The sequence below is a fragment of the Bradyrhizobium sp. 31Argb genome (assembly GCF_043638955.1).
GTDB lineage: Bacteria > Pseudomonadota > Alphaproteobacteria > Rhizobiales > Xanthobacteraceae > Bradyrhizobium.
Genome location: NZ_JBEGDB010000063.1, coordinates 1 through 25907 on the forward strand (window position 1 = coordinate 1; position 25907 = coordinate 25907).

Annotated in this window: 20 protein-coding genes and 1 pseudogene; 6 read left to right on the forward strand and 15 right to left on the reverse strand. The window is 63.1% G+C overall.

The annotated features are described in order from the left end of the window. Nucleotides 1-186: hypothetical protein (locus tag AAFX91_RS14980; protein ID WP_394566970.1), on the reverse strand; the 186-nt coding region annotated here is incomplete at its 3' end. Between the two features lie 152 nt (nucleotides 187-338). On the opposite strand from AAFX91_RS14980, the gene AAFX91_RS14985 reads away from it, so the two are divergent. Both AAFX91_RS14985 and AAFX91_RS14990 read left to right on the forward strand, forming a co-directional pair. Further along, nucleotides 339-1370 (forward strand): S1/P1 nuclease, encoded by a 1032-nt coding sequence (locus tag AAFX91_RS14985; protein WP_394566971.1) that lies wholly within the window; start codon nucleotides 339-341, stop codon nucleotides 1368-1370. Between the two features lie 386 nt (nucleotides 1371-1756). Next, nucleotides 1757-5284 carry a S8 family serine peptidase gene (locus tag AAFX91_RS14990; protein WP_394566972.1) on the forward strand — a complete coding sequence of 1176 codons (3528 nt, stop codon included), beginning with the start codon at nucleotides 1757-1759 and terminating at the stop codon, nucleotides 5282-5284. Nucleotides 5285-5462: 178 nt separating this feature from the next. Here AAFX91_RS14990 and AAFX91_RS14995 read toward each other — a convergent pair whose 3' ends face one another. The 6 genes from AAFX91_RS14995 to AAFX91_RS15020 all read right to left on the reverse strand — a co-directional run bounded on the left by AAFX91_RS14995 (nucleotide 5463) and on the right by AAFX91_RS15020 (nucleotide 14660). Continuing rightward, entirely contained in the window at nucleotides 5463-6278 is an 816-nt protein-coding gene (locus tag AAFX91_RS14995) for an MBL fold metallo-hydrolase (protein ID WP_394566973.1), read from the reverse strand. A 13-nt stretch (nucleotides 6279-6291) separates the two neighbouring features. Continuing rightward, nucleotides 6292-7230 (reverse strand): hypothetical protein, encoded by a 939-nt coding sequence (locus AAFX91_RS15000; RefSeq protein WP_394566974.1) that lies wholly within the window; start codon nucleotides 7228-7230, stop codon nucleotides 6292-6294. Nucleotides 7231-7370: 140 nt separating this feature from the next. Next, a complete protein-coding gene (locus tag AAFX91_RS15005; RefSeq protein WP_394566975.1) occupies nucleotides 7371-8273 on the reverse strand; it encodes an AAA family ATPase in 903 nt (300 codons plus the stop codon). A 56-nt stretch (nucleotides 8274-8329) separates the two neighbouring features. After that, complete coding sequence (locus AAFX91_RS15010; RefSeq protein ID WP_394566976.1) at nucleotides 8330-10303, reverse strand: hypothetical protein; 1974 nt, start codon at nucleotides 10301-10303, stop codon at nucleotides 8330-8332. After that, the gene (locus AAFX91_RS15015) at nucleotides 10300-13506 is read right to left on the reverse strand and encodes a hypothetical protein (protein WP_394566977.1); all 3207 of its coding nucleotides are present in this window, start codon (nucleotides 13504-13506) and stop codon (nucleotides 10300-10302) included. Before AAFX91_RS15015 ends, AAFX91_RS15010 begins: the two co-directional genes overlap by 4 nt. Nucleotides 13507-13643: 137 nt before the next feature. Next, a complete protein-coding gene (locus AAFX91_RS15020) occupies nucleotides 13644-14660 on the reverse strand; it encodes an alpha/beta hydrolase family protein (RefSeq protein ID WP_394566978.1) in 1017 nt (338 codons plus the stop codon). Between the two features lie 220 nt (nucleotides 14661-14880). On the opposite strand from AAFX91_RS15020, the gene AAFX91_RS15025 reads away from it, so the two are divergent. The 4 genes from AAFX91_RS15025 to AAFX91_RS15040 all read left to right on the forward strand — a co-directional run bounded on the left by AAFX91_RS15025 (nucleotide 14881) and on the right by AAFX91_RS15040 (nucleotide 18664). Further along, entirely contained in the window at nucleotides 14881-15135 is a 255-nt protein-coding gene (locus AAFX91_RS15025; RefSeq protein ID WP_394566979.1) for a hypothetical protein, read from the forward strand. A gap of 345 nt (nucleotides 15136-15480) precedes the next feature. Then, on the forward strand, nucleotides 15481-16770 hold the full coding sequence (locus AAFX91_RS15030; protein ID WP_394566980.1) for a hypothetical protein: 1290 nt from the start codon (nucleotides 15481-15483) through the stop codon (nucleotides 16768-16770). 1 nt (nucleotide 16771) lies between these two features. Beyond that, nucleotides 16772-17176, forward strand: a complete 405-nt coding sequence (locus AAFX91_RS15035; RefSeq protein WP_394566981.1) for a hypothetical protein — start codon at nucleotides 16772-16774, stop codon at nucleotides 17174-17176. 336 nt (nucleotides 17177-17512) lie between these two features. Then, complete coding sequence (locus AAFX91_RS15040; RefSeq protein ID WP_394566982.1) at nucleotides 17513-18664, forward strand: hypothetical protein; 1152 nt, start codon at nucleotides 17513-17515, stop codon at nucleotides 18662-18664. A gap of 12 nt (nucleotides 18665-18676) precedes the next feature. Here the strand turns inward: AAFX91_RS15040 and AAFX91_RS15045 are convergent, their stop codons facing one another. From AAFX91_RS15045 to trbE, 8 genes and pseudogenes are all read right to left on the reverse strand, one after another. Further along, nucleotides 18677-19072, reverse strand: coding sequence for a DEAD/DEAH box helicase family protein (locus AAFX91_RS15045; protein ID WP_394566983.1), 396 nt, complete (start codon nucleotides 19070-19072; stop codon nucleotides 18677-18679). 145 nt (nucleotides 19073-19217) lie between these two features. Further along, a complete protein-coding gene (locus AAFX91_RS15050) occupies nucleotides 19218-19598 on the reverse strand; it encodes a DEAD/DEAH box helicase family protein (RefSeq protein WP_394566984.1) in 381 nt (126 codons plus the stop codon). Between the two features lie 316 nt (nucleotides 19599-19914). Further along, nucleotides 19915-20265: pseudogene (locus AAFX91_RS15055) on the reverse strand (P-type conjugative transfer protein TrbG); the annotation flags it as partial. Further along, nucleotides 20262-20945, reverse strand: coding sequence for a conjugal transfer protein TrbF (gene trbF / locus AAFX91_RS15060; RefSeq protein WP_394566985.1), 684 nt, complete (start codon nucleotides 20943-20945; stop codon nucleotides 20262-20264). The gene trbF and the pseudogene AAFX91_RS15055, both read right to left, overlap by 4 nt. Then, nucleotides 20945-22303 (reverse strand): P-type conjugative transfer protein TrbL, encoded by a 1359-nt coding sequence (gene trbL, locus AAFX91_RS15065; protein ID WP_394566986.1) that lies wholly within the window; start codon nucleotides 22301-22303, stop codon nucleotides 20945-20947. The genes trbF and trbL overlap by 1 nt, the downstream gene beginning before the upstream one ends. Nucleotides 22304-22306: 3 nt before the next feature. After that, nucleotides 22307-22693 (reverse strand): putative entry exclusion protein TrbK-alt, encoded by a 387-nt coding sequence (gene trbK-alt / locus AAFX91_RS15070; protein WP_394566987.1) that lies wholly within the window; start codon nucleotides 22691-22693, stop codon nucleotides 22307-22309. Nucleotides 22694-22703: 10 nt separating this feature from the next. Beyond that, nucleotides 22704-23468, reverse strand: coding sequence for a P-type conjugative transfer protein TrbJ (gene trbJ, locus AAFX91_RS15075; RefSeq protein ID WP_394566988.1), 765 nt, complete (start codon nucleotides 23466-23468; stop codon nucleotides 22704-22706). Next, entirely contained in the window at nucleotides 23465-25903 is a 2439-nt protein-coding gene (trbE, locus tag AAFX91_RS15080) for a conjugal transfer protein TrbE (RefSeq protein ID WP_394566989.1), read from the reverse strand. Before trbE ends, trbJ begins: the two co-directional genes overlap by 4 nt. Nucleotides 25904-25907 lie beyond the last annotated feature (4 nt).

Sequence of the window (25907 nt, forward strand, 5' to 3'; positions counted from 1 at the left end):
ACAGATCAAAGCTTCGCAGCCATGATCCATCTGACCGCTGCCGTGATAAACTCCCGATGAATCCCAACAGACCCTAGGCATGTACGCTTGTCTGCAACCGATATTTTTTTCATTCGCGGCTCGGCCGGTTGGCGGCGCGCCCGTAATCCCGGTGTCGCATTCCGCGGCCAAGGTGGTCTCGATCACGCTTTTTCGGGCACAAGCTATGGCTGAAGGCGACATGAGCTCTATTCCGGGTCGACCCTCTCCTTTTCGGCGCCGGAATCCGGTGGTTCGGCCGAAACCGTGGACGGGGGTGCCCAGCACCGCTTCACTTTCTTTAGTGGAAGATGTCGATCATGTGCAGATTTACGGCCAGTCTTGTCATCATCGTTGGCTTGCTTCTACCTCAGTCCGCCTCGGCCTGGGGGCCTGACGGACATCGCCTTGTCGGGTCCATAGCCGACCAGCTGCTCAGCCCGAGCGCGAGGCAGCAAGTGAAGGCGCTATTGGGCGTCGACCTTCGGGAAGCCGGCCCATGGCTTGACTGCGTCAAGAGCGTGCACCGGCAGGCCGACGGCAGCCTCGCGTATGTCGAGGATCCGCTTTACGAGCCGCCTTGCACCCCCTTTGCGAACGACCGTGCCGCGATGGTCGACTATGCCGGCAGGAATTGGATCGATTGCGTCTACCCGGAAGGAGCGAGCGCGGCCTCGAACCTGGGCTGCCACAATACCTATCACTTCGACGACATTGCCCTGCAGCGGGACAGGTTCGACCGAAACTATGCCGGCACCAGCGAACACGACCTGGTCGCTGCGACCAACGCCGCCATCGCCGTGCTCCTCGGACGTCCTGCTCCTCCGCCCTTCGACATCAAGGACAAGAAGGAGGCACTCTTGATGCTCGCCCACCTCGTCGGTGACATGACGCAACCTCTTCACTTGGCTGCGCCGTACCTCGGTCCCGACGGAAATCTCGTTGATCCGGATGTCACGCATACGATCGATCCGTCCACCGAAACCGCTGGCGGCAATTGGATCCATGACCCGAAAGTCACCAAGGGAAGCGATGCATTCCATCACGCATGGGACGACACGCCTGCAGATCTCGGCGACACCGCTCAGCAGTCCTTGGTGGACGCAGCCAAGGCAGTGCCGGTCGACACGGATCGGATCGAGAATTGGGCTGCGATCTGGGCGACGGATACGATCGTGGAATCGAAGAAAGCGATGGCGAACGTCACCTACAAGAAGATCGGCCCAAGGAAATGGACGATCGCGTACTCGGACCGAGACACCTATCTGAAGGACGCGGACACGCTCAAGAGGCAGCAACTCGCGAAGGGCGGCGCCAGATTGGCGGAGATCGTGAATAGGCTCTTCCCTTGAAGTTCTTAGGACGCCTCGGCAGCGTCATGGAGCACCGCAACAAGAGCGGGCGGCAAACGTGCGACGGCCTCTGGCAGCGTTCAATGCGCATAAAAATACATTGCATAAGGGCTGTCGATCAATCTAAGCTTGTAGGTCATTGTCTCGCGGAAGATTGGAAGTAGTAATTCTCGACAGCAGTCGCGCTTGCGGCTCGACCACGGCTGGATCTGGCATTTGAGGCACGGTAGCGACACGACTTGATCGTGATCAACATCGCTTCATCCCCGAATGGGCAATCCGTCGTCCGAATTTTCCGTTGGCGACGACGGCGGTGCAGCTTGCCCGGAAGATTCTGACGAAATCGTCGTCGTGCGGGTGCGATCACGGATGACGGATTTGAGCAAATGGGCGGTTCTGCTGAAGGCAAAGTTCAACTCCTCGTCAAGGCCGCCGGCGAATTCACGCCCAAGCCCCTCAAGCTCGGCTTGAAATCGGAAGTCAGGTTCAAATCCAGACCATTGTTCAAGAGCATCGCCCCAGGCGGTTTGAGCGTTGCGGGTCAACCCAACTGGTATGTGCTCGAGACCGATCTACCAGCCACCGGGGTCAATCAATGGGACCTCTGTCATGCGATGAAGCACCAAGGCCAGTCGCTCGCTGCGGGTGGTGTCGAAATCATCGAGCCCGATCTGGAGCAGCGTTGGCCGATCGGTCCGACAGCGCGAATGCAAACTGACTTCGCCATCCGAGATGGGGATCCGCACGCCCAAGACCCGTCCTTCCCTCGGGAGAAGGACGATTTTTGGTTTCGCGATGCGGCACACGGCCAATTCGAGGCGTTGGGCAAGATCGCAGACCCGGGGGCTGGGAAGCGCATCCGGATCGCGCATCTCGATACCGGGTTCGATCCGGGCCATTCGACCAGGCCAGCCTTCTTGAGTTTGGGCGAACAACGCAACTTCGTCGACGAGGAGTTTCCCAACGACGCAACCAATCGTTCCGATGGCGTCTTCAACAATTTCAGTCACGGCACCGGCACGCTAAGTATTCTGGCGGGCAGAGCCGTCGCTGGCCGCCAATTCGGCTGTTCGCCGACCGCGGAAATCATTCCAATTCGCGTCGCAAACCGCGTGGTTCTGTTCAGGAACAGCGCGATCGCGGAGGCGCTCGACTACGTTCATGGGCTTTGCCGTAAGAAGGAAACGTTCGTCCACGTGGTGACGATGAGCATGGGAGGGCTACCGTCCGCGGCTTGGGCCGAAGCCATCAACGCGCTCTACGACATAGGTGTGTTCGTCGTGACCGCCGCCGGCAACAACTACGCGAATCTGCCGTCGCATTTCATCGTTTATCCCGCACGCTTCGCCAGGGTCGTAGCGGCATGTGGAAGCATGGCGGACGGGAAACCGTACGCCGATCTTCCTCCAACGCAGATGGCGGGTGACTACGGACCCATCAAGAAGATGGACACCGCCATGTCGGCCTACACCCCGAACACGCCTTGGGCGCGGTTCGGCGAACCGAACGTCGTCGATTTCGACGGGGCAGGAACGTCCGCGGCTACCCCGCAGATCGCCGGAGCGGCTGCTCTTTGGATCCAGTACAACAGGGCGGCGTACGACGCCTACGACAAGCCTTGGCAACGGGTCGAGGCTATCCGGGCTGCGTTGTTCGACACGGCGGACAAGAACTCGGCTCCCAAGGACCACTTCGGACACGGAAAGCTCAGAGCGAAGGTTGCGGTCGAGGCGCCGGCACCGACCGGTCTGCATATGCTGCCGCCGGATGATACCAGCGGTGCCTTTCTCGACATTCTGTTCGGACGCGGCGTCGCATCCCCTGACCCGATGGTTCGATTGGAACTTGCGCAGATTCTGCAGGCGAGCGGTTTGGAAGCCAAACTTGAGGGTGGCAACAACGCGTCGAGCGTTGCCGGCCAAGTCCTCGCCATGCCTTCCATCTCTTCGCCGCTTCGCGCCGCGCTGTCGCACGTACAGCTACAGCCGACGGCCGCCGCTGAAATCCCCCCGCAGAAGGTGAGGCCAGCGGAGGCCCTCAACGTGAAGCTTGCGATGGCTCCGGAGATAGCGGAGCCGGCGTTCCGCAAGCTTCGCGTATTCGCCTATGATCCTTCGCCCCAGACGGATCCCGAACTGTTCGGCATCAACCAAGCGACCGTCTACCTGCCATGGGAAAGCGGTCTCCAGCCGGGGCCGGTCGGTGAATATCTGGAAGTCGTCGACGTGGATCCGGCCAGCCAGTGCTGCTACGCACCGGTGGATCTCAACCATCCGCATCTTCTCGCCAACGACGGACACGCTCCTTCCGAAGCCAATCCGCAGTTTCACCAGCAGATGGTATACGCAGTCGCGATGCGGACGATAGCCCGCTTCGAACGAGCGCTCGGCCGTAAGGCGCTGTGGGCGCCGCGCTATTTCAGAGACCACAACGGAAATTTCGTGGACAGCACTTACATTCAACGCCTGCGCATATATCCGCACGCGATCCGAGAGCGAAACGCCTATTACAGCAGCCAGCGGATGGCGCTGCTGTTCGGCTATTTCGGGGCCAACAGCAGCTACGCTGGGAACGCACTTCCGGGATCGCAGATCTTTTGCGCGGTCTCCCACGACATCATCGCTCACGAAACCACTCACGCTCTCTTGGATGGCCTTCATCCTCGATTCCAGGAAGCCACCAATCCTGACGTTCTGGCGTTCCACGAAGCTTTCGCGGACGTCGTGGCTCTTTTCCTGCACTTTTCGATGCCGGAGTCTCTGCTCCAGCAGGTCAAGCGCACGAGGGGCGACCTCTTTCAAGAAAGTCTTCTCGGCCAGCTTGCTGTTCAATTCGGCGAGTCCAGCGGTATGCACGGCGCGCTGCGTAGCGCCATCGGCGGCAAGAACGAAAACGGTGAATGGCAGCAGGCGCCGGTAAGTCGGCTCGACTACGAGAACGCCAAGAACGATGGAGATCCACACGCGCTCGGGTCGATCCTGGTATCCGCGGTCTTCGCGGCGTTCATCACGATCTACAAGGGCCGCAGCGCCGATCTGATGCGGCTGGCGACTAACGGAACCGGGATATTGCCGGCAGGGGAAATCTCGCAAGATCTGGCCGTTCGCCTGGCTAACGAGGCTTCCACCGTCGCGAACCAGGTGTTGAACATCTGTATCAGAGCGCTCGACTACGTTCCTCCCATCGACATCACATTCGGCGAATACCTAAGGGCGCTCGTAACGGCAGATCGAGACCTGGTGCCTAACGACGACCGCGGCTATCGCGTCGCTTTCATCGCCGCCTTCCGGGACCGCGGCGTCTTCCCGACCGACGTTCGCCATCTCGCCGAAGACAGTCTGGTATGGCTGCCGCCGCCGATAGGAACGGATTGGGCCAACGAGTTCGCCTCGCTGGTCGAGACGCTCAAGCTGGACTGGAATCTGAACTCTGATCGGCGGAAAGCCTACGAGACGTCGCAAGAGAACCAATGGAAGGTCCGCGAGTGGATCGTGAAGCCGGAGAGGAAGCCATTCCTCGACGCGATGGGCTTCGAGCCTCAGGCAGCGAAGACCCAGATAGGCCCGATGACGGGAGAAATGCGGCCGATAGAGGTGCATTCCGTGCGGCCGACGCGTCGCACGGCACCCAACGGATCGAGCCATTCCTGGCTCATCGTAGAGATCACGCAAACCTTCCGCTGCTTGCCGGACGGAGAGCGGTATCGCGGAGGCTGTACGCTCATCGTCGATCTGAATACCAACAAGCCCAGATACTTTATCCGCAAGCGTCTCCGCGGAGGCAGTGGAGCGCTCGTTCAGCAGGCGGCTCGCATCGCCGCGGCGACCCGCGCCGCCGAGCGTGGCGTCGATTATGTCTCTTCGGGCGACGCTTCCGCGAGCCGCGAAGCATTCGCACTCCTTCACAGAGAATGAGGTGGGTTGCACCCATGGCCAAGAAAAAGCGCACGGCTAAGACCTCTGTCGCGAAGAAGGCGCGAGTGAAGGCTTCGGCTTCGAAGTCGGCAAGGAAGGCGAGAGCGTCGCGGCCGAAGGTCGAAGTGAGGTCCAATGCTTCCGCCGCGCCCGGTCGATCCGGTGCGACCGTCCGAGTTTATCGGCAAGGCCTCGGCGACTGCATTCTCGTCAGTCTGCCTAAGCAGGACGGAACGGAGTTTCGTCTGATGATCGATTGCGGCGTCGCAGTGGCGAACATAACCCGGCGGCGCTTGTGTTCCAGCACGAACGAGATGCTAGTGCCGTTCGGCTTCTTGGTGTCGGCCGCGTCGCGGTCGCGCGCCAGCGCCTCGACATTCTGCACCGTCGGCAGCGGAATGACCCGTTTAGCAAGTACGGCTTCCGGAGGGTGGTTGAAGTCGATGATCGCCTTTGACCAATCATTCATGAAGGCGACGAGCTTCTCGCGCGGCGGACCGAGCAGGGTCAACACAGCACCAGAGGAGAGGCGAAAGGACGGAAGCTTGCCGCTCCCCTCGATCATCACGGGGCCGTCGCTCAGCGTTGTGTTCCAGCCGTGGCCGCGGTCGTGAACGAGCTTGGCGAAGCTTATTCCTTGCGGGACATTGAGCGTGGGGATCGGCTTCTCGGTGCGCGGAGCCGGGCGGAGCCCCGCGGCGAGCTTGAGATGGCGCATCTCGTTGAACCAGACTTCTCGTACCGTCGGCGCGTCGTCCGCGCTCACCAGGTCGAGCAATCCCTCGATATGATCCGCATCCACATGGGTGAGAACCATCAGGTCGATGGTCGGGCCGGGGCGCGGCGCAAGGCCGGCGATCAGCGGGCGCAGGTAATCGCGTGCCGTCGCACTCCGGCCGCCGTCGACCAGCAGGCGGTGCGTGCCGGCAGCGCTCGCGGTCTCGACCAGAAAGCAATCGCCGTCCGCGGCGGGCAGCATGGTGATGCGAAACATGGCGCGCCTCTCGTTAGAATGCGAATGGGATTCTCGTTCCGAACAGCAACGGCACGACGATCAGGACCACGTTCCAGCCGATCAGTGTGTCCATCAAGGTGGGGTTCAGTAGCGGCGAGCGAAATCGACGCGCCTCGAGGTCGCTGATGAAGGTCGCGAGCCCGCGGCGTTCATCGCCCGTACGCGGGTCGCCGGGGTCGAGCGCGCGCAGATCCTCTCCCGCTTCCTTCAGCTGCTGGTCGAGCGCGTCCCGCGCCCCGGCGCCGCCGTAGATCGCATCGAGCCGGCGGTGGAATGAGCGCACCGGCAGGCGCGCGGCGAACACGAAAATCGTGAGCGATACGAGCCATAACCCGAGAAACCACCATTGATAAAGGGCGCGATAGTCCGACAGGTCAAGCGACCGTCCGGCCGGCGTTTTATCCAGGCCGAAATGCCACACGATCCACCAGGCAGCGAACCAGTGGCAGAGCGCCATGCTGGTGAACACCGCGAACCAGAAAACCCCTTCGAGGCTGCGCATCGCGTCGCGGGCGGCGGGCGTGGCGAGGCTGACGATCCTGATGTCGTGTCGCTCCATGACTTGGCCGAGATGGCCGTATCCGATGAGCCGTCCGAGTGTCGACCCGATCAGCAGGCCGGCGCCAGGCATGACCATGCCAAGGACAATCTGCTGCCCGGTGTCGGCGCTGAAAGTCCAATCGAAGCCCTGGCTGTAGGCGACAGAAAAGAAGATCGGGACCATGATGATCGCGATGATGATCGCCGTGCGCCTCGTCCACGCCCGCATCGTCTGTCGGAAATCGCCACGAAATGCCGACCAGGTCTCGCTCGAGCGAACCGATACGCCGGCGCCCTCGCTCAGGCGTTCGACCGCTTTCTCGACCCGATGCCCGATGCGGAAGGCCCACCACAGCGCCGGGATCGCACCCGCGCCGGCGAGCACCGGCATGATGTCGAGACGTGCGCCGCCGTAAAGGTAGTCGAGAAGGTTGAAGAAGAAAAAGGTCAAAGTGAGCCACGCCAACCCGACGAAGACCCATTCCATCCACGCGAAGGAACGCAACGGCGCTAGTATGGAGCCCGTTTGCATCAGGCTCCTCCGGTCGCGACTTTCAGGTCCGCAGGCGACGAGAACAGCGTGTCGATGAACGGCAACGCGCGCGTAGCCTCGCCAGGTATTTTCAGGGCAGCAGCGATCGCCGCCGCTGGCTTGCCGCCGTGCTGAGTAGCGAGCGCGAGCCAGCGCCAGAATTCGTCGATGGTCGGCTTGCGGGCGAGCTGCTTGGGGCCGAGATCGACCCAGAACGCCGCCGCGGCTTCGATCAACGCTGTGTTGGGCACGTCGAACTCTTTCAGGCGGGCGGTCAGAATCCGCTTCGACACGCTTAGATCGAGCTCGATGCGATGAATGACGCAACGCCGCAGAAACGGATCGGGCAGCCGGCGCTCCGCGTTCGATGTGATGACGATGATGGGCCGTATGTCGGCCGGACAGATGACCGCCTTGTCGATCTCCTGGATCGTGAACCGCATCTGGTCCAGCTCGAGCAGCAGATCGTTGGGAAAATCGCGCGGTGCCTTATCGATCTCGTCGATCAGCACTACGCTCGGCAGCTTCGGCGGAGCCCCGCGCCAGCCGAACGCCTTTCCGAGCGGTCCCGGCTGAAGGAATTCGTCCTTTGGAACCTCCTCGCCGTCGTGATCCTTGGCGAGTTGGGATTTCCGGTACCACGAGACCGCATCGAACTCGTAGCAGACGTCTCGTGCGCGCGAGTCGGACTTGACATTGAACTCGTGGAAATGGTCGGTTAGCTGGAGGCGGATCCGCGATCCACCAGGCGGCGAGCGTCTTGCCGCTCCCCGGCTCGCCGGTAAGCAGGAGCGGACGTCCGAGCGACAGAGCGACGTTGACGGCCGCGAGCAGCGGGCCGGTCGCCTGGTAGTTCTTCGCGAACTCCCGATAGGGGCGGGCGAAGGAAGCGACGCGTTCATTGCGCCGCATGAGCGCATCGTCGCGATCGAACGCGCCTTCCTTGATCAGCTCGAACTCAGCCATTCTGCTCTCCCTGTTTCGTGCCGCGTCGCGACCAGCGGATCATTTGCGCCTGCTTTTCGAGCCTGGCGTGGATGAGCCGGAACATCCCGCTGGTTTCCTGCGCCAGCTCATTCGCCTTTGCGTCGATCTCGTCCGGTGCGTAGTTGTAGAACAGCCGGAATTGCGCCATATGCGCTGCGAGCTCGCGCGGCGCTACCGGCCCCAGCAGCTCGGTGATGAATCCGTCGCCGGCGAGCGTCGGCCCCTCGGCCACGGTGTTTTCGTCATTGAAGGCGAAGCAAAGCACGACATGGACATTGCCGCCCTGCGTATCGATCGCGGTATGCAGCCTGCGCCAGTTCTTGAGATAGTCGTTGATCGCTGCGAGATTGGCGCGCGTGAACGGGCCGTGCACGAACAGCAGGACCGTGCGCGGCTTGCTGAGCCGGATCGCCTCGTCGCGGATGCGCTTGTGGTTCACGGTCGTCACATCGTCCGGATCGAGCGGCCGGCCGAGAATGGCGATGAGGATGCTGGCGAGGTCGTCCTTCTCCGACTCGCTTGCTGGCCTCGGATCGAGTTGGAGGTCGACGCGTAGCTCGACCGTGTTCCAGTCCGGAAACGTCTCCGCCAGATGGTCAATGAAGCGCCGCGTGAACACGTCCAGGCTCTGCTCGGGCGGGCCCTTCCACACCACCACATGCGGCGCCGCTGGCGGCAGCCGAAGGCGCGGCCCGAGTTGGTCCGCGATGCTGGACAGCGCGCTCGTGCGGTCGACGCGCATTGGGAAGTCGCCGGCGGATTCAAGGTCGGGGACCTGCCGTTCCTCGGTGCCGAGCGCCGACCACAATTCGTACTGGACCGAGATCACAGTGGTGGCCCAGCGTCCCGCCAGCATGGGCGGCGGCGACGTCGACAGCACGTCGCGGATTGCGGCATGCGGCGCATGCCCGCCGATCACCACGGCGGGCAGGGCTTTTTCGGCGATTGCCCGGCTGTCGGCGACGGCTGCGAGGGTTCGTGTGGCAAGCACGGTCGCGGCCAGCGGCGAGAGCAGGCGGAGGAAGCTGTTACGCTCGGCGGAGGCGCTCTGGCACGCATTCACCCAGACGACCGGCGCAAAACGCGTGACATCCCGCAGGTTCTGCACAGCATCGCAAATCTCGCCTACATCGACGTGCCGTGTGACCTTACCGTGGTCGAACCAGAATACGGTCGAGTTCCCGGAAGGCTTTGCATGGCCGTAGAAGTAGATGATGTGTGGTCGCGTGGTTTCGAGCGCAGTCGTGAATTCCTCGAACGTGCGGGCGTGGATTACGTTCTTCTGCAGCCTCGGCCTCTCATAATACGGCCCGAGCGCAGTCTGGATAACGTCGAGGTGGTCCTTCCCGAACGTGTCTTCCTTGCCTGTCGCATTCAGCGGAATGACCAGTAGGACGACCGGGTGGGGCGGCAGCTTCGTCTCGAACGGCGCGGTCGCGCCCCGGTCCGGCCAAGCGTCGAGCGTGATCGATCCGGGGCCTGACCGCGTGCGCGACAGGAAGCTCGCCCGATCATCGTCGGCGGTGGTCAGGAAGCTCCAGGGGAGACGGTACACCAAGTCGATGAAGTCGCTGTTGGCGTCCGCGGCACCGGGGGGGTGCGCAGGCGCGAGCAGTGGGACGAGGTGGATCCAGCGATCGCCGATGCTGCGTCTGGCTCCAAAAAGCGCGCGATAGAGCTGGCGGCCGATGGCGCGCTGCGTGGTGAGCGTAATCTTGTCCTCGATCTCCTCGAGCTCATCGATGATGGCCCACTGGTCGAACAGCCTGGCGAATGTCGCCCCTTTCTCATAGGCGGTGTCGCGGCCGAGCCCGGTCGCCTCCCAGGGGCCGTTGAGGTAGACCTCCTGCCGGCTGCGCGGCGTACCGTCGGTCGCAGCCGCCACCGAGCACCGCTCGATGCTGCCGTCTTCGGCACGGCGCAGATAGATGGTGCGCCGGATCATGCCGGCTCCGGTTGTTCGGCACCCGGCTCGGGCGCGGCCTCGGCTTTCGACGGTTCGGCGGGCTTCGCGAGCGCGTAGGTGAGAGGCCTGATCACGAGACGGCCGCCGCGGGCCGCGGCGAGCCTGCGGCCGCCGCTTGCGGCGGCAATCACGCGCGAGCCGTCGATCGCGGGACCGATCGATCGGCGCAGTAGCGACATCGACGAGAACAGCGGGACGGTGCTCGGAGTCCCGGCAATGTCGGACTGGCGCGTTAGCATACGCCCGGAGGGGTTGAGCGGCAGACCGACGACGTCGAACTCCCCGCCACTGCCGAGCACCGCGATGCAGACGCCCTCGAGTGAAATGCCGCCCCTTTCTGTTTCGACCGCATCGTCGATCGCTTCGATCCGCGCCGCCGCACGGTCCTCGATCGGAAGGCACACGCTGATCGCGGTCGGCTTCATGTTGACGCGTGCGATCTCGGCGGGGGGCGGCGCTTTCGGGCTCTCGCCGTCGTTCGGGATGATCATGATCCGCCCGTTGTCGAGTCCGACAAGCAGCGCATAGGAATTTTCCGCGCCGCGCATCAGGTCGAGGCTTGTCGGGACGCCGTCGAAGCTCGCGATCTGGGAGAACCTTTCCGGGGTCCCGCTGATGCCGACGCTCAGCACCCGTCCGTCGCGCATGCCGGCGATTACGCGATTGCCGTCAATGAGGACGAGGCTTTCGATGAAGCCCTCGAGTGGAACATCGTCGATCCGGAGGCTGCCGCTCTCGGTGTCGAGCAGGCGAAGCTGCTGTCCTGATGGACCGCGCAACGCGAGCGTGCCACCGCCCGGGTCGAGTGCGAACAGCGGAGCGGTCGTCACGTTGGTGAAGTCGCCTGCCCAACTGCCCAGATCGACTTCGAGCGGAGCTGGCCGTTCGCCGCTGCCCGACGTTTCGGGGAGCCGGAGTACGCGCACCGCATTGCTGCCGATCCACACCGCCGCGACCGCAGCCGTTTCAGCGACCACGACGCGCCGGACGCCGCCAGACACTGGCAAATTGATGTGCTCCTGCGTCGCATTGGCCGAGTTAAGCAGGAGCAGGAGCGACTCGCTCTCACGAACGTCGCCCTCAAAAAGTATCTCGTTGCCTCCCGGCAGGAACGCCGCTGCCGGGGCGGTGCGGTCGATCGCCGGCAGACGCAAACGAACCTCCGGGGTCGCGACCGTCCAGTCCGCCGGCACGACGCGCTGGCGTGCCGTCTCGTAGCCGCCGTCGAACCCCGCGATTTGCAGGCGCGCGGCGGCGCTGAACGGCCCGGCCGGTAAGCGGATCGGCTCGGCAGCGAGGGACGGCTCCTGGTTTCCGCCCGGATACGCGAGACCCGGATATTCCGGCGGCCGAAGCCGCCCGATCAGATCGTTGATCGGATCGGGGTCGATCAGGCCTTCCTCCTTAAGCGCGTTGATCTCGCGAAGCGCATGGTCGGGAGTGGCGTCGAACAGCAGCGTCTGGGCCTCAGTGTAGCGCTTGAGCGCCTCGGCGGTGGCGCCCTTTGCGGGCGCGAGCGCGATCGCGGCGCTCACGAGGGCGAGCACCTCCTTGCGCTGCTCAGGCGAACGCCGCCCGAAATGATCGAGCAGCGCGCGGCGCGTCGCGGCCTCGAAGCGCAGGCCTTCAGGCCCGAGGAAGCTGCCCGGCAGCGAGGTCAGGCGCGAGAATGCGAGCTTGTGCGGCGCGAGCTGCGCATGCCGTTCGCGCAGCCGCAGCCGCTCGGCAAGGCCGAAAGAGACCGGCTGGATCAGCGCGCATTCAGCCGCCCAGTCGAGTGTGTCTCCGAGGCGTTGCGCCAGCGTCTCCGCGACGGCACGGTCCGCTGTCGGCGGCGCAATCGGGACCGCGGCGATCCGGTCGGGCGCGAACAGCTGCGCAAGCCCGTCGCGCAGATGCGGGCCGGTCGCCGGCACGACGATCGCGCCGAGATCGTGCAGAGCGAGATGCCTTTCGTCCCACAGCGCGGGATCGCGCAGCTCGAGGAACAGAAGTGGACCGTTCTCGAGCACGCGTCGAAGCACGGCGATGTCGCGCTCGGACAGGCGATGCGCCTCGGCGAACACGATAGTGACGGTCCACCCCGGCGCCGCGATCGCGGAACCGACGTGTTCGGCTTCCGGCCGCGCCAGCCATTGCGCGCCGCGACGCAGGAAGAAGGATCCCGGAAAGTCGATGCGGTCGAGTGCGACTCCGCGTGCTACCAGGGTGTCAGCAAATTCGGTTGGCAGGGTATTCCAGAAGCGCGCTTCCGACGAGGAATCGATCAGCAGCAGGACTGTCGGCAACTCGCGGCGTGGAACGAAATGAATCTGTGCCGGGTCCTCGCCGCGGAGGCGGGCTGCGATAGTGCGCCGCGCGTCGAGGCGGCTCGGGTCTGGCTCGCCCGCGCGGTAACCAATGATGTCTGCGATCTCGACGGCGAGCGTGGGCCCGATGAAGGGATCCGCCCGTCCGCCGATCGATCCGACCCGGAACACCGAGCCATCGCCCGCGACCTGCTCTCTCGGCTCGGGCACGGGAACGCGCCGCGGCCCGCGCGCCACGCGCCTCCGGCTCGCATAGGCGCTCCACGCGATCAGGGCGAGAGCCACCACGAAGGTCGCGCAGGCGGCGGCGTAGACCCACACTAACAGTGGCGCACCGCAATCGTCCCCAGGCTTGCAAGTGTCCGGAGGCGCGCTAGGCGGTGGCGGCGGCCCGTGATCGCGGGTTACAAAGATCCAGACGATGATCGCGACGCCGGCGACCACGAGAGCCTGCTTACGATAGAGGCCGAGCCGCGACAGGCCTCCGCTGGTCCACTGCAACGCCTCGGTTGTCCGCGTGCGCAAGTCGTGGAGCAGGCGTCGTCGCGGTACCGGAAGTGGTTGCCGCGGCGGCGTAGGCGGAGGAGGAAGCGAAGGCGGAGGAACCGACACGGGCTGGTCGTCGAACAGGCGCCGGAACACGTCGGCGAACTCCGCAGCCTCGCCGGGGCGGCGCGCGAAGACCGGCGACAGTACCGCGGCAAGCTCGTCGCGCGCCCAATCCGCTTGCAGCTTCGACAGAGCGGCCGCCGCCGCCGCCTCGCCCGGACCCGATGCGAGGCCGCGGGCGCGCAGCCCGAAGATCAGAGCCAGGATAAAGGTCGCATCGATCGCCCGACGCTCATTCTTGCGGCCTGCACCTGCGGGCGACATAGTTGCAGGATCACCTCCCATGATTTCCCCCGTCCATTGGCATATGGCACTCGCGCCGATGCATAGCCGCCGGCGATGTTATGATCCCGGAACGGAGCGACGCAACCGTAGAATGAAAGATGCCGCGCGCCGACAGGTCAGAGCTGTCGCCGCAGAAAGTTGATGGTATTCATGACGGTCAGCACCGAATATGGGAACAGCCGCAGCGTATAGTGTCCGCAGCCGAAGCGGATCCACGCGGGGGTCAGCCCGTGCGTCGACAGCCTGCCCACGTAGCGGCGGGTTGATTGCGGAATAAACACGGCGTCGTGCCGGCCCGATATGATCAATGCGTGATTGAGCCGTCGGCTGAGCCGTTGTGCGTAGGTCGCCGGGCTGATGACCGCCCACGCGGCCTGTACCTCCTCAAATGCAAAGCGTCGTTCGAGGCTCGACTTCACGTGGGCGGTGGCCGAGCCGGTCCAGACCACCTCGGCGAAATCATCAGCCATCAGAATCAGGACAGCGGCGGACACGCGGGAGTCCAGCGCTGCAACGATTGAGCCGATCGAGGATCCGACGCTCACCCCAATGATGCCGAGCCGTCGGAATCCTTGCCGCTCGAGCCAGGCGAGGCGGGTACGCGCGTCGAGGATTGCCTGCCGGTTGCTTCGGATCGTGAGCCCGAGATTTTCGCAGACCAACTCGCGGGCAAAGCCGACGCCGGGCGTTTTGCGCTCATGATGGTAGGGAAGACTCAGCTGCAGACAAGCGATACCGGATGCCGCGAGCAGGCGCGCAAACGCGTGGTAAGCCCCGGCCTCGGCGTTCCAGTGATGCAACAGGATGACGGCGCGCTCGCGGTGGCGTGCTTCATACAGCCGAGCTCGCGCGACATCATTGGCAGCTCCGCTCGCGATCGGACTTTTGAACGTGATGCTGTCGCGGTCTTGCGTGAATTCGACCGGCGTGTCTGGCTCAAAATAGCGCTCTGGGCTTTCGATGGCTGCGCCCGTGTGGCGCAACAAGGCGGAAAGATCGTCAGGTCGCCCATTGGCCTCGAGTAGATCGAAGCCGACCGAAGGGGCGGCCGAAAACTTGGTTGCGGCCGCTTCAGCCGCGGCGGCATGCTCAACTCCAGCCACGTATCGTCGCCAGGAAATCACTCGCACCATTCCGGAAGAGTCTCCGCGCCGCTTCGAACAGCGTAGCGAGTCGGTCGCGATTGTCGAGGGCTACTCATCCGGCGGGGTGCCGCGGAACGAAATCCCAGATTTTCGCTCGCTCCACTCCGGGCTACGCCTGCGACCCATAGACCGCGGCGCGAGATCAGCGCTGTGCACCGCTCAAGTATACGCGCTCGGTTCGGCGCGTTACGCGTGCTTCCGGCAGCGCGTGCTCCTGACGCTCCACGACGGGAGCATTCTCGTTCCTCCACCCGATTTCGTTAATCCCGCCGAAACCCTGACGCCGGCGGTCCGGCGCCCGGTCGGGAAGTTCGATCCGGACGAGCGGTACGCGCGCAACCGGCTGTGTGGCCTTTCGCCTTCGGAGGGCAACGATGCCAGTCGTGATGATCCCTCGATCGGCCAGAAGTGCGAGGCGAAGATCACGCTCGATCACCGCCTAAGTGTGCTCAACGATGAATGAGCGTGAGGACGGGCCGCGAGTGGAATTGTTATGCACCAGACCCTTAGTCTCCATTATCCGATTGAAAATTCGCATCTTTTTTTCTTGTTATCAGAGGACGGGGGTAGTGTGCTGTACGTGGTGACTGCTTGTGACCTTCACTGAGAACCACGGCAACACCCGTAGGACTCATTTCGATCACGTCGGACACGCAGAATTGCGACTTGGGCGCGACCAAACAACGCCGGCCGAAGCCGAGTATCGGAATTGCTACAACGGTCGATTGTGTGAATAATGCGGGCTCGTATTGCAGACATGATACGCGGTGACCGTTCGATGCGCTGCCGATCGCATGTTGATCTCTGCATGTTCTTCCGTTTCCTGCACATCCGAGCAGGTGATGTGCCAGAATCTGTACGTATTGCTCTCGCCTCCGCAACGACGGACGAAGAACGCGCAGACCTTTGGCGGCAGCAGCGACACGAACAGCCCAATCTTTTTTTCCATGAAACCTACCACTTTTGGCAAGGGGCGCGCCTTCCGTATCTCCACTGGTACGCAATGCTCGCATATTTCGATGCCACCCGGCTATTCGTCCAGCTGGCACTAGAAGGTGATCCGCTCAAGATGGACGGAATTAAGGTGCCGGCATTCGATCGGCTGGCCACTCGATATTATGCTTGGGGTAATGGCAACGACTCGTTCTTCTTGTCCTCTGATGAGCCGCCGGACAACGCGGTAGATGCGATGGGACTTAGTGAAATCGATCTTCTCGAAAACGCGTGCTCGCTGGCTGAATTTCAGGTTTCGGTCCCAAATCCCTTGGACCCCCGCGTATTCTCGCGCTGGTCAAAACGCCATCCGTCCTATGTTGAAGCGATCAAATACGTTGGCCGTTTTTTGCGCGACGAGGCCCTCGCAATGCGATGTTTTCTAAGCCTCGTGTACGCAGCGTTCCATACTTCTCAGCCTGTACGTGCGTTTCACCTGCTCTTGCGTGCTTTCGAAACCTTGAAGGACAAGCCTGATATGGCTCTTTTGGCCGATAGCCCAGAGCCCGGACACTGGGACGGTCTCTTCGAATCGTTGTTAGATGCGCTCGACTATGAAGCCGAGCCTGATGCCAGCATCGATCTGCTCGATCATCGCTTCTTCCGTCTTAATTTGACGACGTGGGTCAACGGCGGTTTCCAGGCTGGGGGTGAGACAATGGGCCATCCGCTGCTTTCGATAATCGCTCGCGCCTGGCTCGCGGAAGCGGAAAAGGATCCGGACCTTGCGCGTATGCTCACGTTCCCGGCGTATGTGAACCAGAAAACGCGCGCTCATGTGATCAGAGACTTCGACCCGCCCATCACCGTGACGCGATTTCACGGTCGACCTGAGCGGATCATGATTTACGGGGATCCAAAATCGGTTGCTCTGCCGCGTGAAGCAGTTCTGGATTTCATAACGATGTATAGCGTTGTGCGCCGGGCTACCAACGCCTTTAATGATCCAGCTCATCGGACGTGCTGGCACAATGATTGTCCGCATTTTGCGAATAACTACTGCAATAGCTACCTTGTGATTCCGGACCATTATAGTAGCTGCGGCTTTCCCAAGCGTGTTGCACGTTTGGTGGAAACGTGGAGAAGGAAAAAGGGAGGAAAATGAGATGACAGAACTGCGGATCGAGGCAGGCAGCGATACGTCCGACCTGATTTCTGAACTATTCAACCAGCTTAGTGATGACCAGATCGATGAGATTGAGCTAACGCAAGAGACCGCGCCGACGCCGGGCATCGCGTCGGAGCCGACAACGATTGCCGCAGTCTTGGTGTTTTCTGCCGTCGTTGCTCCAGTGATCGAGCGAGCGCTCGAGGTCTATTTTACCAACAGAGCGCACGACAGAGATTGGGATCGTATTGAGAAGATACTGACAGTTCATGAGCCAACTCAAGAGCTTCTTAAAATGCTCGAAAATGTTTCGAAGAACCACGCCAACGTGCGGGTTAAACAGGGCCCGCTTCCGAAAATCTCATCGAGCGCAACAATGAGCGCGGCCAAGAAATCGCTCTAGTCATCCGCGCGGAGCGGGAGTACGCGCATATTGCGCGTGGTGCGACCGTCTCGTCGAAAGGACAATAGTCCAGGGATAGTCGCGCCGGATAGAAAACTTGTTACAAATCTCAACGACGACGTTGACTTCCACCCAAGATTGTATTTTCATTCTCCCTTTGGGGGATGAGTGCGTCAGGGTGAGCCGGAGCATTTGCGTGTTCGAACGCAATGCTGCCGACATGCTCAGAGGCTGTTCAGGCCGACGATCTTTTTGCAATTCTCATCGCCTCGTTTGTTGGCGCCGAGCAACTAGCCCGGTGCGGGAATGAATTGTGCCCGCTCGCGGGAGGCGAAAATGTTTGTCTGGCTAAGAATATTGGGCCGAGCTCGTTTGCCGGCCTTTGGCACTGGAGTCCTCTGCTGGTTCGTGGCCGGCTGTTCGCAAGTGCAGATGGGCTACAACGTCCTGAGTTTTGATGCCGCAATCGCTGACACGGCTAACCAGCAGCTTTTGTTGAACGCGGTGCGGGCAAGCCAGCATTATCCAAAATCGTTTACGCAGCCCGGAGAACTGAAAGCAAGTCCGCCAGTTTCGGGAGGAATTGAGAGCACCCTCAACCTTACGCGCCTCGATGGTCTTAAGGATTACAGTGTTACGCCGAAGCTAAGTGTAGACGGTGGCTATAGTGAATTCTCGCTCAAGAATCTCAATTTCGAAGAGTACATGTTCAATATACGGGCAGAGATACCAGACCAAATCACAGATACATTTGAGCGCAATCCCAATTGGCCGGCCCAACTACGTGATCTTCTTTATGTTCAAAAATCTGAGTTGCCGGAGCAGGTTGTCGGCCTAATCGATTCAAGAAGAAAATCGATCTGCCAAAAGCCTCCAACAGACAGGGAAAATCGCCGATGCGAAAAGCTGCGCGAGCAAATCGAGGAGTACACTAGTCAATGTGGCGGTGATTTACATTTCATCGACGTCGCCGTTCGATTGCATCAATTTCGAAACGATCGCAATTTGTACTACAGTACGGCCTCGAACTATTGCCATTACAACCGTTTCCGGATCTTTCTCGAGGAAGTTCGGCTGACAAAACTAAGGACCTGTTCGACTCAACACCTGGGGTGTATTCGCGAAGTGCGAAGAAGCGCTTTGGATATGATCGGTTTTCTGGGGGAATTGATCGCCGCAGAGAACTACATCAGCGCGCCGTTCATCCCGCGTGTGATGATCGGAGCGCCTGTCGGCTCGCACTTCGAATTCGTTGACGTGCCCCTCTTTGAGGTTCGGGTTGGCGCGCCAACTGTGCCGGTTTCCGTTCTGGTCGTCCATGAAGGGGTCGCGTATTACATCCCGCGTCCCGATTTCGGCTCAGCCAATGAGGCGCGCTCAATGCAAACTCTGGATTTGGTGCTGCAAACGGTGCAGGCAGCAACGAAGCGAGAGGATGTACCGAAATCTTCGCCTACCGTTGGAGTTATTCCTGTCAAGCGAAGCTAACTTTGGGCATTTCTACTGCAGCCCGGCTTCCCTGTCGCGGTCGAACTGCTGCTCGGTGGCGATCGCGATTGCTTCGTCGGCGCTCTGCCTAGTAGACGACGTGACGGGTCGATAGCGGATCTGGCCGAATACCTCGTCCTCGAAGGCTCCGCGGAGGTCGTAAGTGAAGATTAAACGTCCTTTGATTTCGCGCTGATCCTGCCTGAACGGCGTGGCGGTGAACAGGATCCGCCTGGCCTCCGTGAAGTGGTCTAGCAATCTCTTCCACGTCGCGGCCGGGCGATGGTGCGCTTCGTCGACGAGGACAAGATCGAACAGGTCCGATGGTGGCTCGGGACGTCGTCGAATGCGGGGCTGATGCTCTGCACGGTCCCGACGACGACGTCGTATTCGCTCGTTCGCTCCCACCCTTCCGGGGTGGTGATGCGCTTCTTGACGGCGAGAACGCGCGGGGCCGGCACTTCTTCAGACAGCGCTCCCGCCGCTCTGAGCGTCGCCAACTTCTCGACTTCGTCCGCGATCTGCTCCCGAACGAGCCGGCCTGGCCCGACGATCAGGACCCGCTTCGCCGTAGAACGAATGCGGCCGCGATCAGAACGGCCGTTTTTCCCGATCCTGTGGGCATGGTGACGACGGCGGGATCGCCACGCAGCGAAAAGTGAGCGGCGACAGCATGGATGGCGCTCAGCTGAGCCATCCTGAGCCCAGGAGTGTCGGCGTCCTTCAGAGGGAAGCGGAATTGTCCGTAGTGTTCGGCGAAATACCCCAAAGCCCTGCCCGATCTTTTAAGAAGCAGGCACCACATCGCGAGCCCGCTGGAGTCGCACCATTCTGCGACTGCATCCTCGATTATTCCCACAACAATGCATCGACTTTTTTGCGATGCAGGTGGTTGGACACCTGCGGCGGCGACCTCGGTCAGTTCGGGAGCCATTACCGCCGTCCAGCAGACCTGCAAACGCCACCCAAGCCGCGTAAGACAGAAACAATGCTGCCGCGAACCTGTCGTGCGCGATCCAGAGCGACATGGCAGTGCGCGGCCGTCGGCGACGCGAACCTGCCGTGCGGGCCGCTCGGTAACCGAAAAGCGAACTAGGTTTCGAGGACAATTGCAGGGCGCGTCCTTGCAAATTAATAGTTTAGAGCTAGACTATTAAATGTCATCACGCGTTCTTGATTTGTTCACTGTGGCTCAAGCGGCCAAGATCTCCGGTCTCACCGGAGCCATGCTGAACTACCTGTGTCGAGCGGGGATAGACCTGCATCGAATTGATGAAGCCGTTGCGAACTGGCTGCATGCGCGCAGCCGCGTTCGCCTGATTAACGCGTGCCGTGGGATCGGCTGGTTCCGGCGTCGAACGAGAAGGCTCGACGCGCTGCAATTGTCCGGGCAGCGGCAGCGGCCTCGGCAGTTCGACCACCTGGACCGGCGCCGGCGGATCGACCGTCTGCACCGCAGCCGGCGCGTCGTCATAGCTGATCTCCGGCGGCTTCTGCGTCGTCGCGCAGCCGGCGAGCGCCGTTGCGGAAAGCAGGAAGATCGCGAATGTGGGAATACGTAAAGCCGGTTCTCCGGCTTTACGGAAAATCGGCAGGTTCATTGCCCCAGCTCCCGTGACCAAGAAATTGCGTTGACGTAGATCCCTAACGGGTTGACGCGCAGCCGGTCGGCGTTGCGCGGTATCTGGACGACGATGGTGAGGATCGCCGTCCAGCGGTTGGTATCGGCGAGCTGGCCGTTCTCGTACCGGCGCTCGGTCCATGCGACACGGAAGCTGTCGGGCGACGCGCGGATTACGCTCGAGACGTCGACCGCGATCTGCTGGCGCCCGACCTTGGTGAACGGATCGTTGGCGCGGGCATAGTCGTTGAGCGCCGCCGCGCCGCGATCGGTCGTGAAGTCGTAGGCACGCAGCCAGTTCTGGCGGACGATGATTGCGTCGGCCGGGATCGAGCGGACCTGCTCGATGAAGCGCGCGAGATGGAAGGCGATCTGCGGATCGGTGGGCTGATAGTCGGCGGTCGCCGGCGCAATCGCCTGGGCCTGGCCGAGCCGGTCGGTCTGCACCACCCACGGCACGACGGTCCCGCGCGCCGATTGCCACACCAGAGCGGCCGCGAACCCTGCCGACAGGAAAAGCGATCCGAACGCCATGTAGCGCCAGTTGCGCGCCTGGACCCGGGCCGAGCCGATGCGGTCGTCCCAGACCTGCGCGGCGCGCTGGTACGGGGTTTCGGGTTCGGGGGCTTTTCCGTAGTGCGTGGAGGGTCGTCGAAACATCAGCGGTCGCCTTCAGAGAGATTGATGGAGGAGCCGCCGCCGTGGCTGTCGCCGCTGCGCACGGCATGGACTGTGGTCGACACGGCGTGGCTCATCTGTTGAGAGCGCTTCATGCGGCGGGCCCAGGCCGGCGGCTGGTCACCGCCGCCCGTGGGGCTCGGGGTCGCGTCATTGGCGGCTTCGCCGACTGTGCCCGTGGTCGAGGAGCCGCCGGTCGCTTCGAACGCCGCGCGCGCCCCGCCGGCAAAGCTGGAGCGGATGCTTTCGGCCGAGCGTTCGGCGGCGCGCCGCAGCGGTGATGTGGCTGCGGAGCCCGCGGCCCGGGCGACGCCGCCCAAGCCACTGGCCACGCCCGAGGCGCCCGTCTGCCCTGCGGCGCCCAGGCTGTATGCGGTCGATGCGCCACCTGCGAGGGCTGCGCCGCCACGCGCAGCGGCGGCCGCACCACCTGCGAGCGCCGCGCCGCCCGAGGCGACGGCGCCGACTGTGGCTGCGCCGGCGGCGACCATGCCGCCTGCGGCAAGCCCGGTGCCCACCGCTGCCCCCGCGCCGAGTTGCGGGCCACCGGATACGAGGCCGTTGGCGATCCCCGGCCCGAAGATGCCGAGGCCAAGCAGCGTCAGCGCCGCGAGCACGATGGCCATGGCCTCGTCGATCGTCGGCGTCCGCCCGCCGAAGCCCGCGGTGAATTCGTAAAAGAGGCTCGATCCGATGCCGATGATGACGCCGAGCACCAGCACCTTGATGCCCGACGAGATGACGTTGCCGAGTACGCGCTCGGCCATGAAGGCGCTCTTGCCGAAGAGACCGAAGGGAATGAGCACGAAGCCCGCGAGCGTCGTCAGCTTGAATTCGATCAGCGTGACGAAGAGCTGGATCGCGAGGATGAAGAAGGCGAGCAGCACCAGCGCCCAGGCCAGTAGCATCACCGCGATCTGAATGAAGTTCTCGAAGAAGCTCCAGTAACCCATCAGATCGGATATGGAATCGAGCAACGGGCGTCCTGCATCGACGCCTGTTTGCGCGACGCGGCCCGGTCGCATCATGTCGGCGACCGTGAAGCCGGTGCCGGACGCCTTCAGCCCAAGTCCCGCGAAGCTCTCGAAGATGATGCGCGCGAGGTTATTCCAGTTGCCGATGAGGTAGGCGAACACGCCAACGAACAGGGTCTTCTTGACCAGGCGCGCCATGATGTCGTCGTCGGCGCCCCAGCTCCAGAACAGTGCGGCGAGCGTCACGTCGATCACGATCAGCGTCGTGGCGATGAACGCCACCTCGCCACTGAGGAGGCCAAAGCCGCTATCGATGTAGCGGGTGAAGACCTCGAGGAAGTGGTCGATGACGCCCGTGCCGCCCATGGTTCAACGCGCCTCGTTCGTGTGGGAGTCGCTCGCCGGCGCGGTGTCGTTGATGGCCGGGTCGCGCGCGGTCGGAGGATTCTGCGGCTGGCCCTGGTGACCTGGCGCCTGCGGCGCCGGCTGCGGCTGCAAGGCCTGTGATGGTTTCAGGAAGCGATCGCGGTTGTCCGCCCAGGCCTGAAGGCAGACGGGATCGCGAGTCCCGGCCTCGCCGAGCTGCTGGCAACGCCGCAACTCGGTTTTGAGCGGGTCCACGACCGTCACGGCCGCTGCGGCGACGCTTTGATAGAGCGGCGGTTCGTCCTTGTGGGAAAGTTCGATAGCCGTCGCCGTGATCGCGAAGGTCACGAAGCCGATGGCGCCGATACGCGCGAGAAGCTTTCCGTCCATCGCCGCGCCCTCAGTTGCTGCCCGGAAACATCTGCGCGTTGCCGGGCTGGTAGCCGGCGCCCGGCGTCAGGAAGCGGCGACGTTGCTCGCGGCCCTGTTCGGCGGCAGCGGACCGCTCCGCGTCGGCGAGCGCCTGCGCTCGTCCGTTGGCGGAGACCACGGCCGTGAGATCGGCGAGCTGCTGGGCCTGCAAGGCCAGGAGCTGATTGCCGGCCTGGGTTGCCTGCAGCGCGCCCGTTGCGCCCTGGCTCTGGCCGACCAGCGCCGACATCTGCGTGCGGTTGGTGTCGATGTTGCCGACGACGCCGGCCTGGACGCGCATCGCGTCCTGCAGGCCGGAGACGGTGTTGTTCCAACGCTCCTTGGCCTGCGCGACGAGCTGCTGGTCGGAGGCGGACATCGAGGCGCTTCCGGCTCCATAGTTCGTGCGGAACGCCTGATCGATATTCTGGACGTTGTAGGCGATGCCCTGCGCCTGCTGCAGGAGTTGCTGGGTCCGCTGCACCGACTGCTGGAGCTGCTGAAGCGACGAATACGGCAGGCTCGCGAGGTTGCGCGCCTGATTGATCAGCGATTGCGCCTGGTTCTGAAGCGAGGTGATCTGGTTGTTGATCTGCTGCAGCGCCCGCGTCGCCGACAGCAGGTTCTGGGCGTAGTTGGTGGGATCGTAGACGATCCATTGCGCCGACGCCGGCGCGATCAGCACCGGCGACACCGATAGCGGTGCGGCAAGGATGGCGGCGGCGAGCGCCGCGCGAGGGACATGCAGTTTCATGGCTGGCTCTCCAGGTTGGTGAGGTTGGGGATGAGGTCGGCGGCCCAATCGACGCCGCGATGGCGAAGCCAGGCGGCCAGGAAGCCGTCGCGGCCATGTTCGGTGACGATGCGGTCGATCGCCGCCTGGTCGGTCTTGGAGGATGCGGCGCAGAGCGCCAGCGCGACGTCCGAGAGGCCCAGCTCGAAGAGCCGGTTGCCGCGACGGGACTGGCAATAGTAGTCGCGCTTGGGCATGGCCCGCGCGAGGATCTCAATCTGGCGATCGTTCAAGCCAAACCGGCGGTAGATCGCCGTGATCTGCGGCTCGATCGCCCGCTCGTTCGGCAGCAGCAGCCGCGTCTGGCAGCTCTCGATGATGGCGGGCGCGATCGACGAGCCGTCGATGTCGGAGAGCGACTGCGTGGCGAAAACGACGCTGGCGTTCTTCTTGCGCAGCGTCTTCAGCCACTCGCGGAGCTGACCGGCGAAACCCTCGTCGTCGAGGGCGAGCCAGCCTTCGTCGACGATGATCAGCGTCGGCTCGCCATTCAGCCGGTCCTCGATGCGGTGAAAGAGATAGGCGAGCACCGCCGGCGCGGCGGCTGTGCCGATGAGCCCTTCGGTTTCGAATGCCTGGACTGTCGCGACGCCGAGATGCTCGCTCTCGGCGTCGAGCAGCCGGCCATAGGGCCCGCCGACGCAATAGGGTCGCAGTGCCTGCTTGAGGTCATTGGACTGGAGCAGCACGGACAGGCCCGTCATCGTGCGCTCGCCGATCGGCGCGCTGGCAAGCGACGACAGCGCCGTCCAGATCAGCTCTTTGACCTCCGGCGTGATCTGGACGCTTTCGCGCATGAGGATCGCGGCGATCCAGTCCGCCGTCCACGCGCGCTCGGCGGCCTCGTCGATGCGCGAGAGCGGCTGCAGCGCGACGCTATCGGCCGAGCCCTCGGTGAGACCGCCCCCGAGATCGTGCCAGTCGCCCGCCATCGCGATCGCCGCGGCGCGGATCGAGCCGCCGAAGTCGAAGGCGAAGACCTGGGCCTGGCGGTAGCGGCGGAACTGCAGCGCCATCAGCGCCAGCAGCACGGACTTGCCGGCGCCGGTCGGGCCGACCACCAGCGTGTGGCCGACGTCGCCAACGTGAATCGAGAACCGGAACGGGGTGGACCCTTCGGTCTTGCCATAAAGCAAGGGGGGTGCACCAAAGTGCTCATCCCGTTCCGGCCCCGCCCACACCGCCGACAGCGGGATCATGTGGGCGAGATTGAGCGTCGAGATCGGCGGCTGGCGGACGTTGGCATAGACATGCCCTGGCAGTGAGCCGAGCCAAGCATCAGCCGCGTTGATCGTCTCAGGCATGGCCGTGAAGTCGCGGCCCTGAACCACCTTCTCGACGAGGCGGAGCTTCTCGGCGGCGACGCGGGGATCTGAATCCCAGACGGCGAGCGTGGCGGTGACGTAAGCCTGGCCCGCATAATCGGCGCCGAGTTCTTGCAGCGCGAGGTCGGCGTCGGCTGCCTTGTTGGCGGCGTCGGTGTCGACCAGGACGCTCGCCTCGTTGGTCATCACCTCCTTGAGGATCGCTGCGATCGACTTGCGCTTGGAAAACCACTGTCGCCGGATCTTTGTCAGCAGCTTGGTGGCGTCTGTCTTGTCCAGCAGGATCGCCCGCGTCGCCCAGCGATAGGGAAAGGCCAGCCGGTTCAGATCGTCGAGGATGCCGGGCGTCGTCGCGGTGGGGAAACCGACGATCGTCAGGATGCGCAAATGCATCTCCCCAAGCTGCGGCTCCAGACCGCCGGTGAGCGGTTGATCGGCGACCAGCGCGTCGAGATACATCGGCGTCTCGGGGACCCGGACGCGGTAGCGTTTCGTCGAAACCGTCGTGTGGAGAAAGGTCAGCGTCTCGACGTCACCGAGCCAGGCGCATTCGGGCATGAAGGCTTCGACGAGTTGGAGGATGCGGTCGGTGCGGTCGACGAAGCCGCGCAGCGCCTCCCGCGCATCGACGCCGCGATCCGCCTTGCCCTCGTAGAGCCAGCTTTCCGCGCGAGCGGCATCTTCGGCCGGCGGCAGAAAGGCGAAGGTCAGGAAGTAGCTCGACTCGTAGTGAGCGGCATCCTCCTCGAAGTCGGCCTTGCGCTCGGCATCGACCATCGCGGAAGCGGGATCGGGAAACTGGCTTGCCGGATAGGCTCCCACGGCATGGCGCTGTGCCTCGACGAATATGGCCCAGCCGGAACCGAGACGGCGGAAGGCGCTATTGAGGCGGCCGGCGACCGCGACCAGTTCGGCCTGCACGGCGGAATCGAGGTCAGGCCCACGAAAACGCGCGCTCCGCTGAAAGCTGCCGTCCTTGTTCAGCACGACGCCAGGAGCAACGAGCGCCGCCCAAGGCAAGAAGTCTGCGAGACGGGTCGACGACCGGCGATATTCGGCTAGATTCATCATGGCC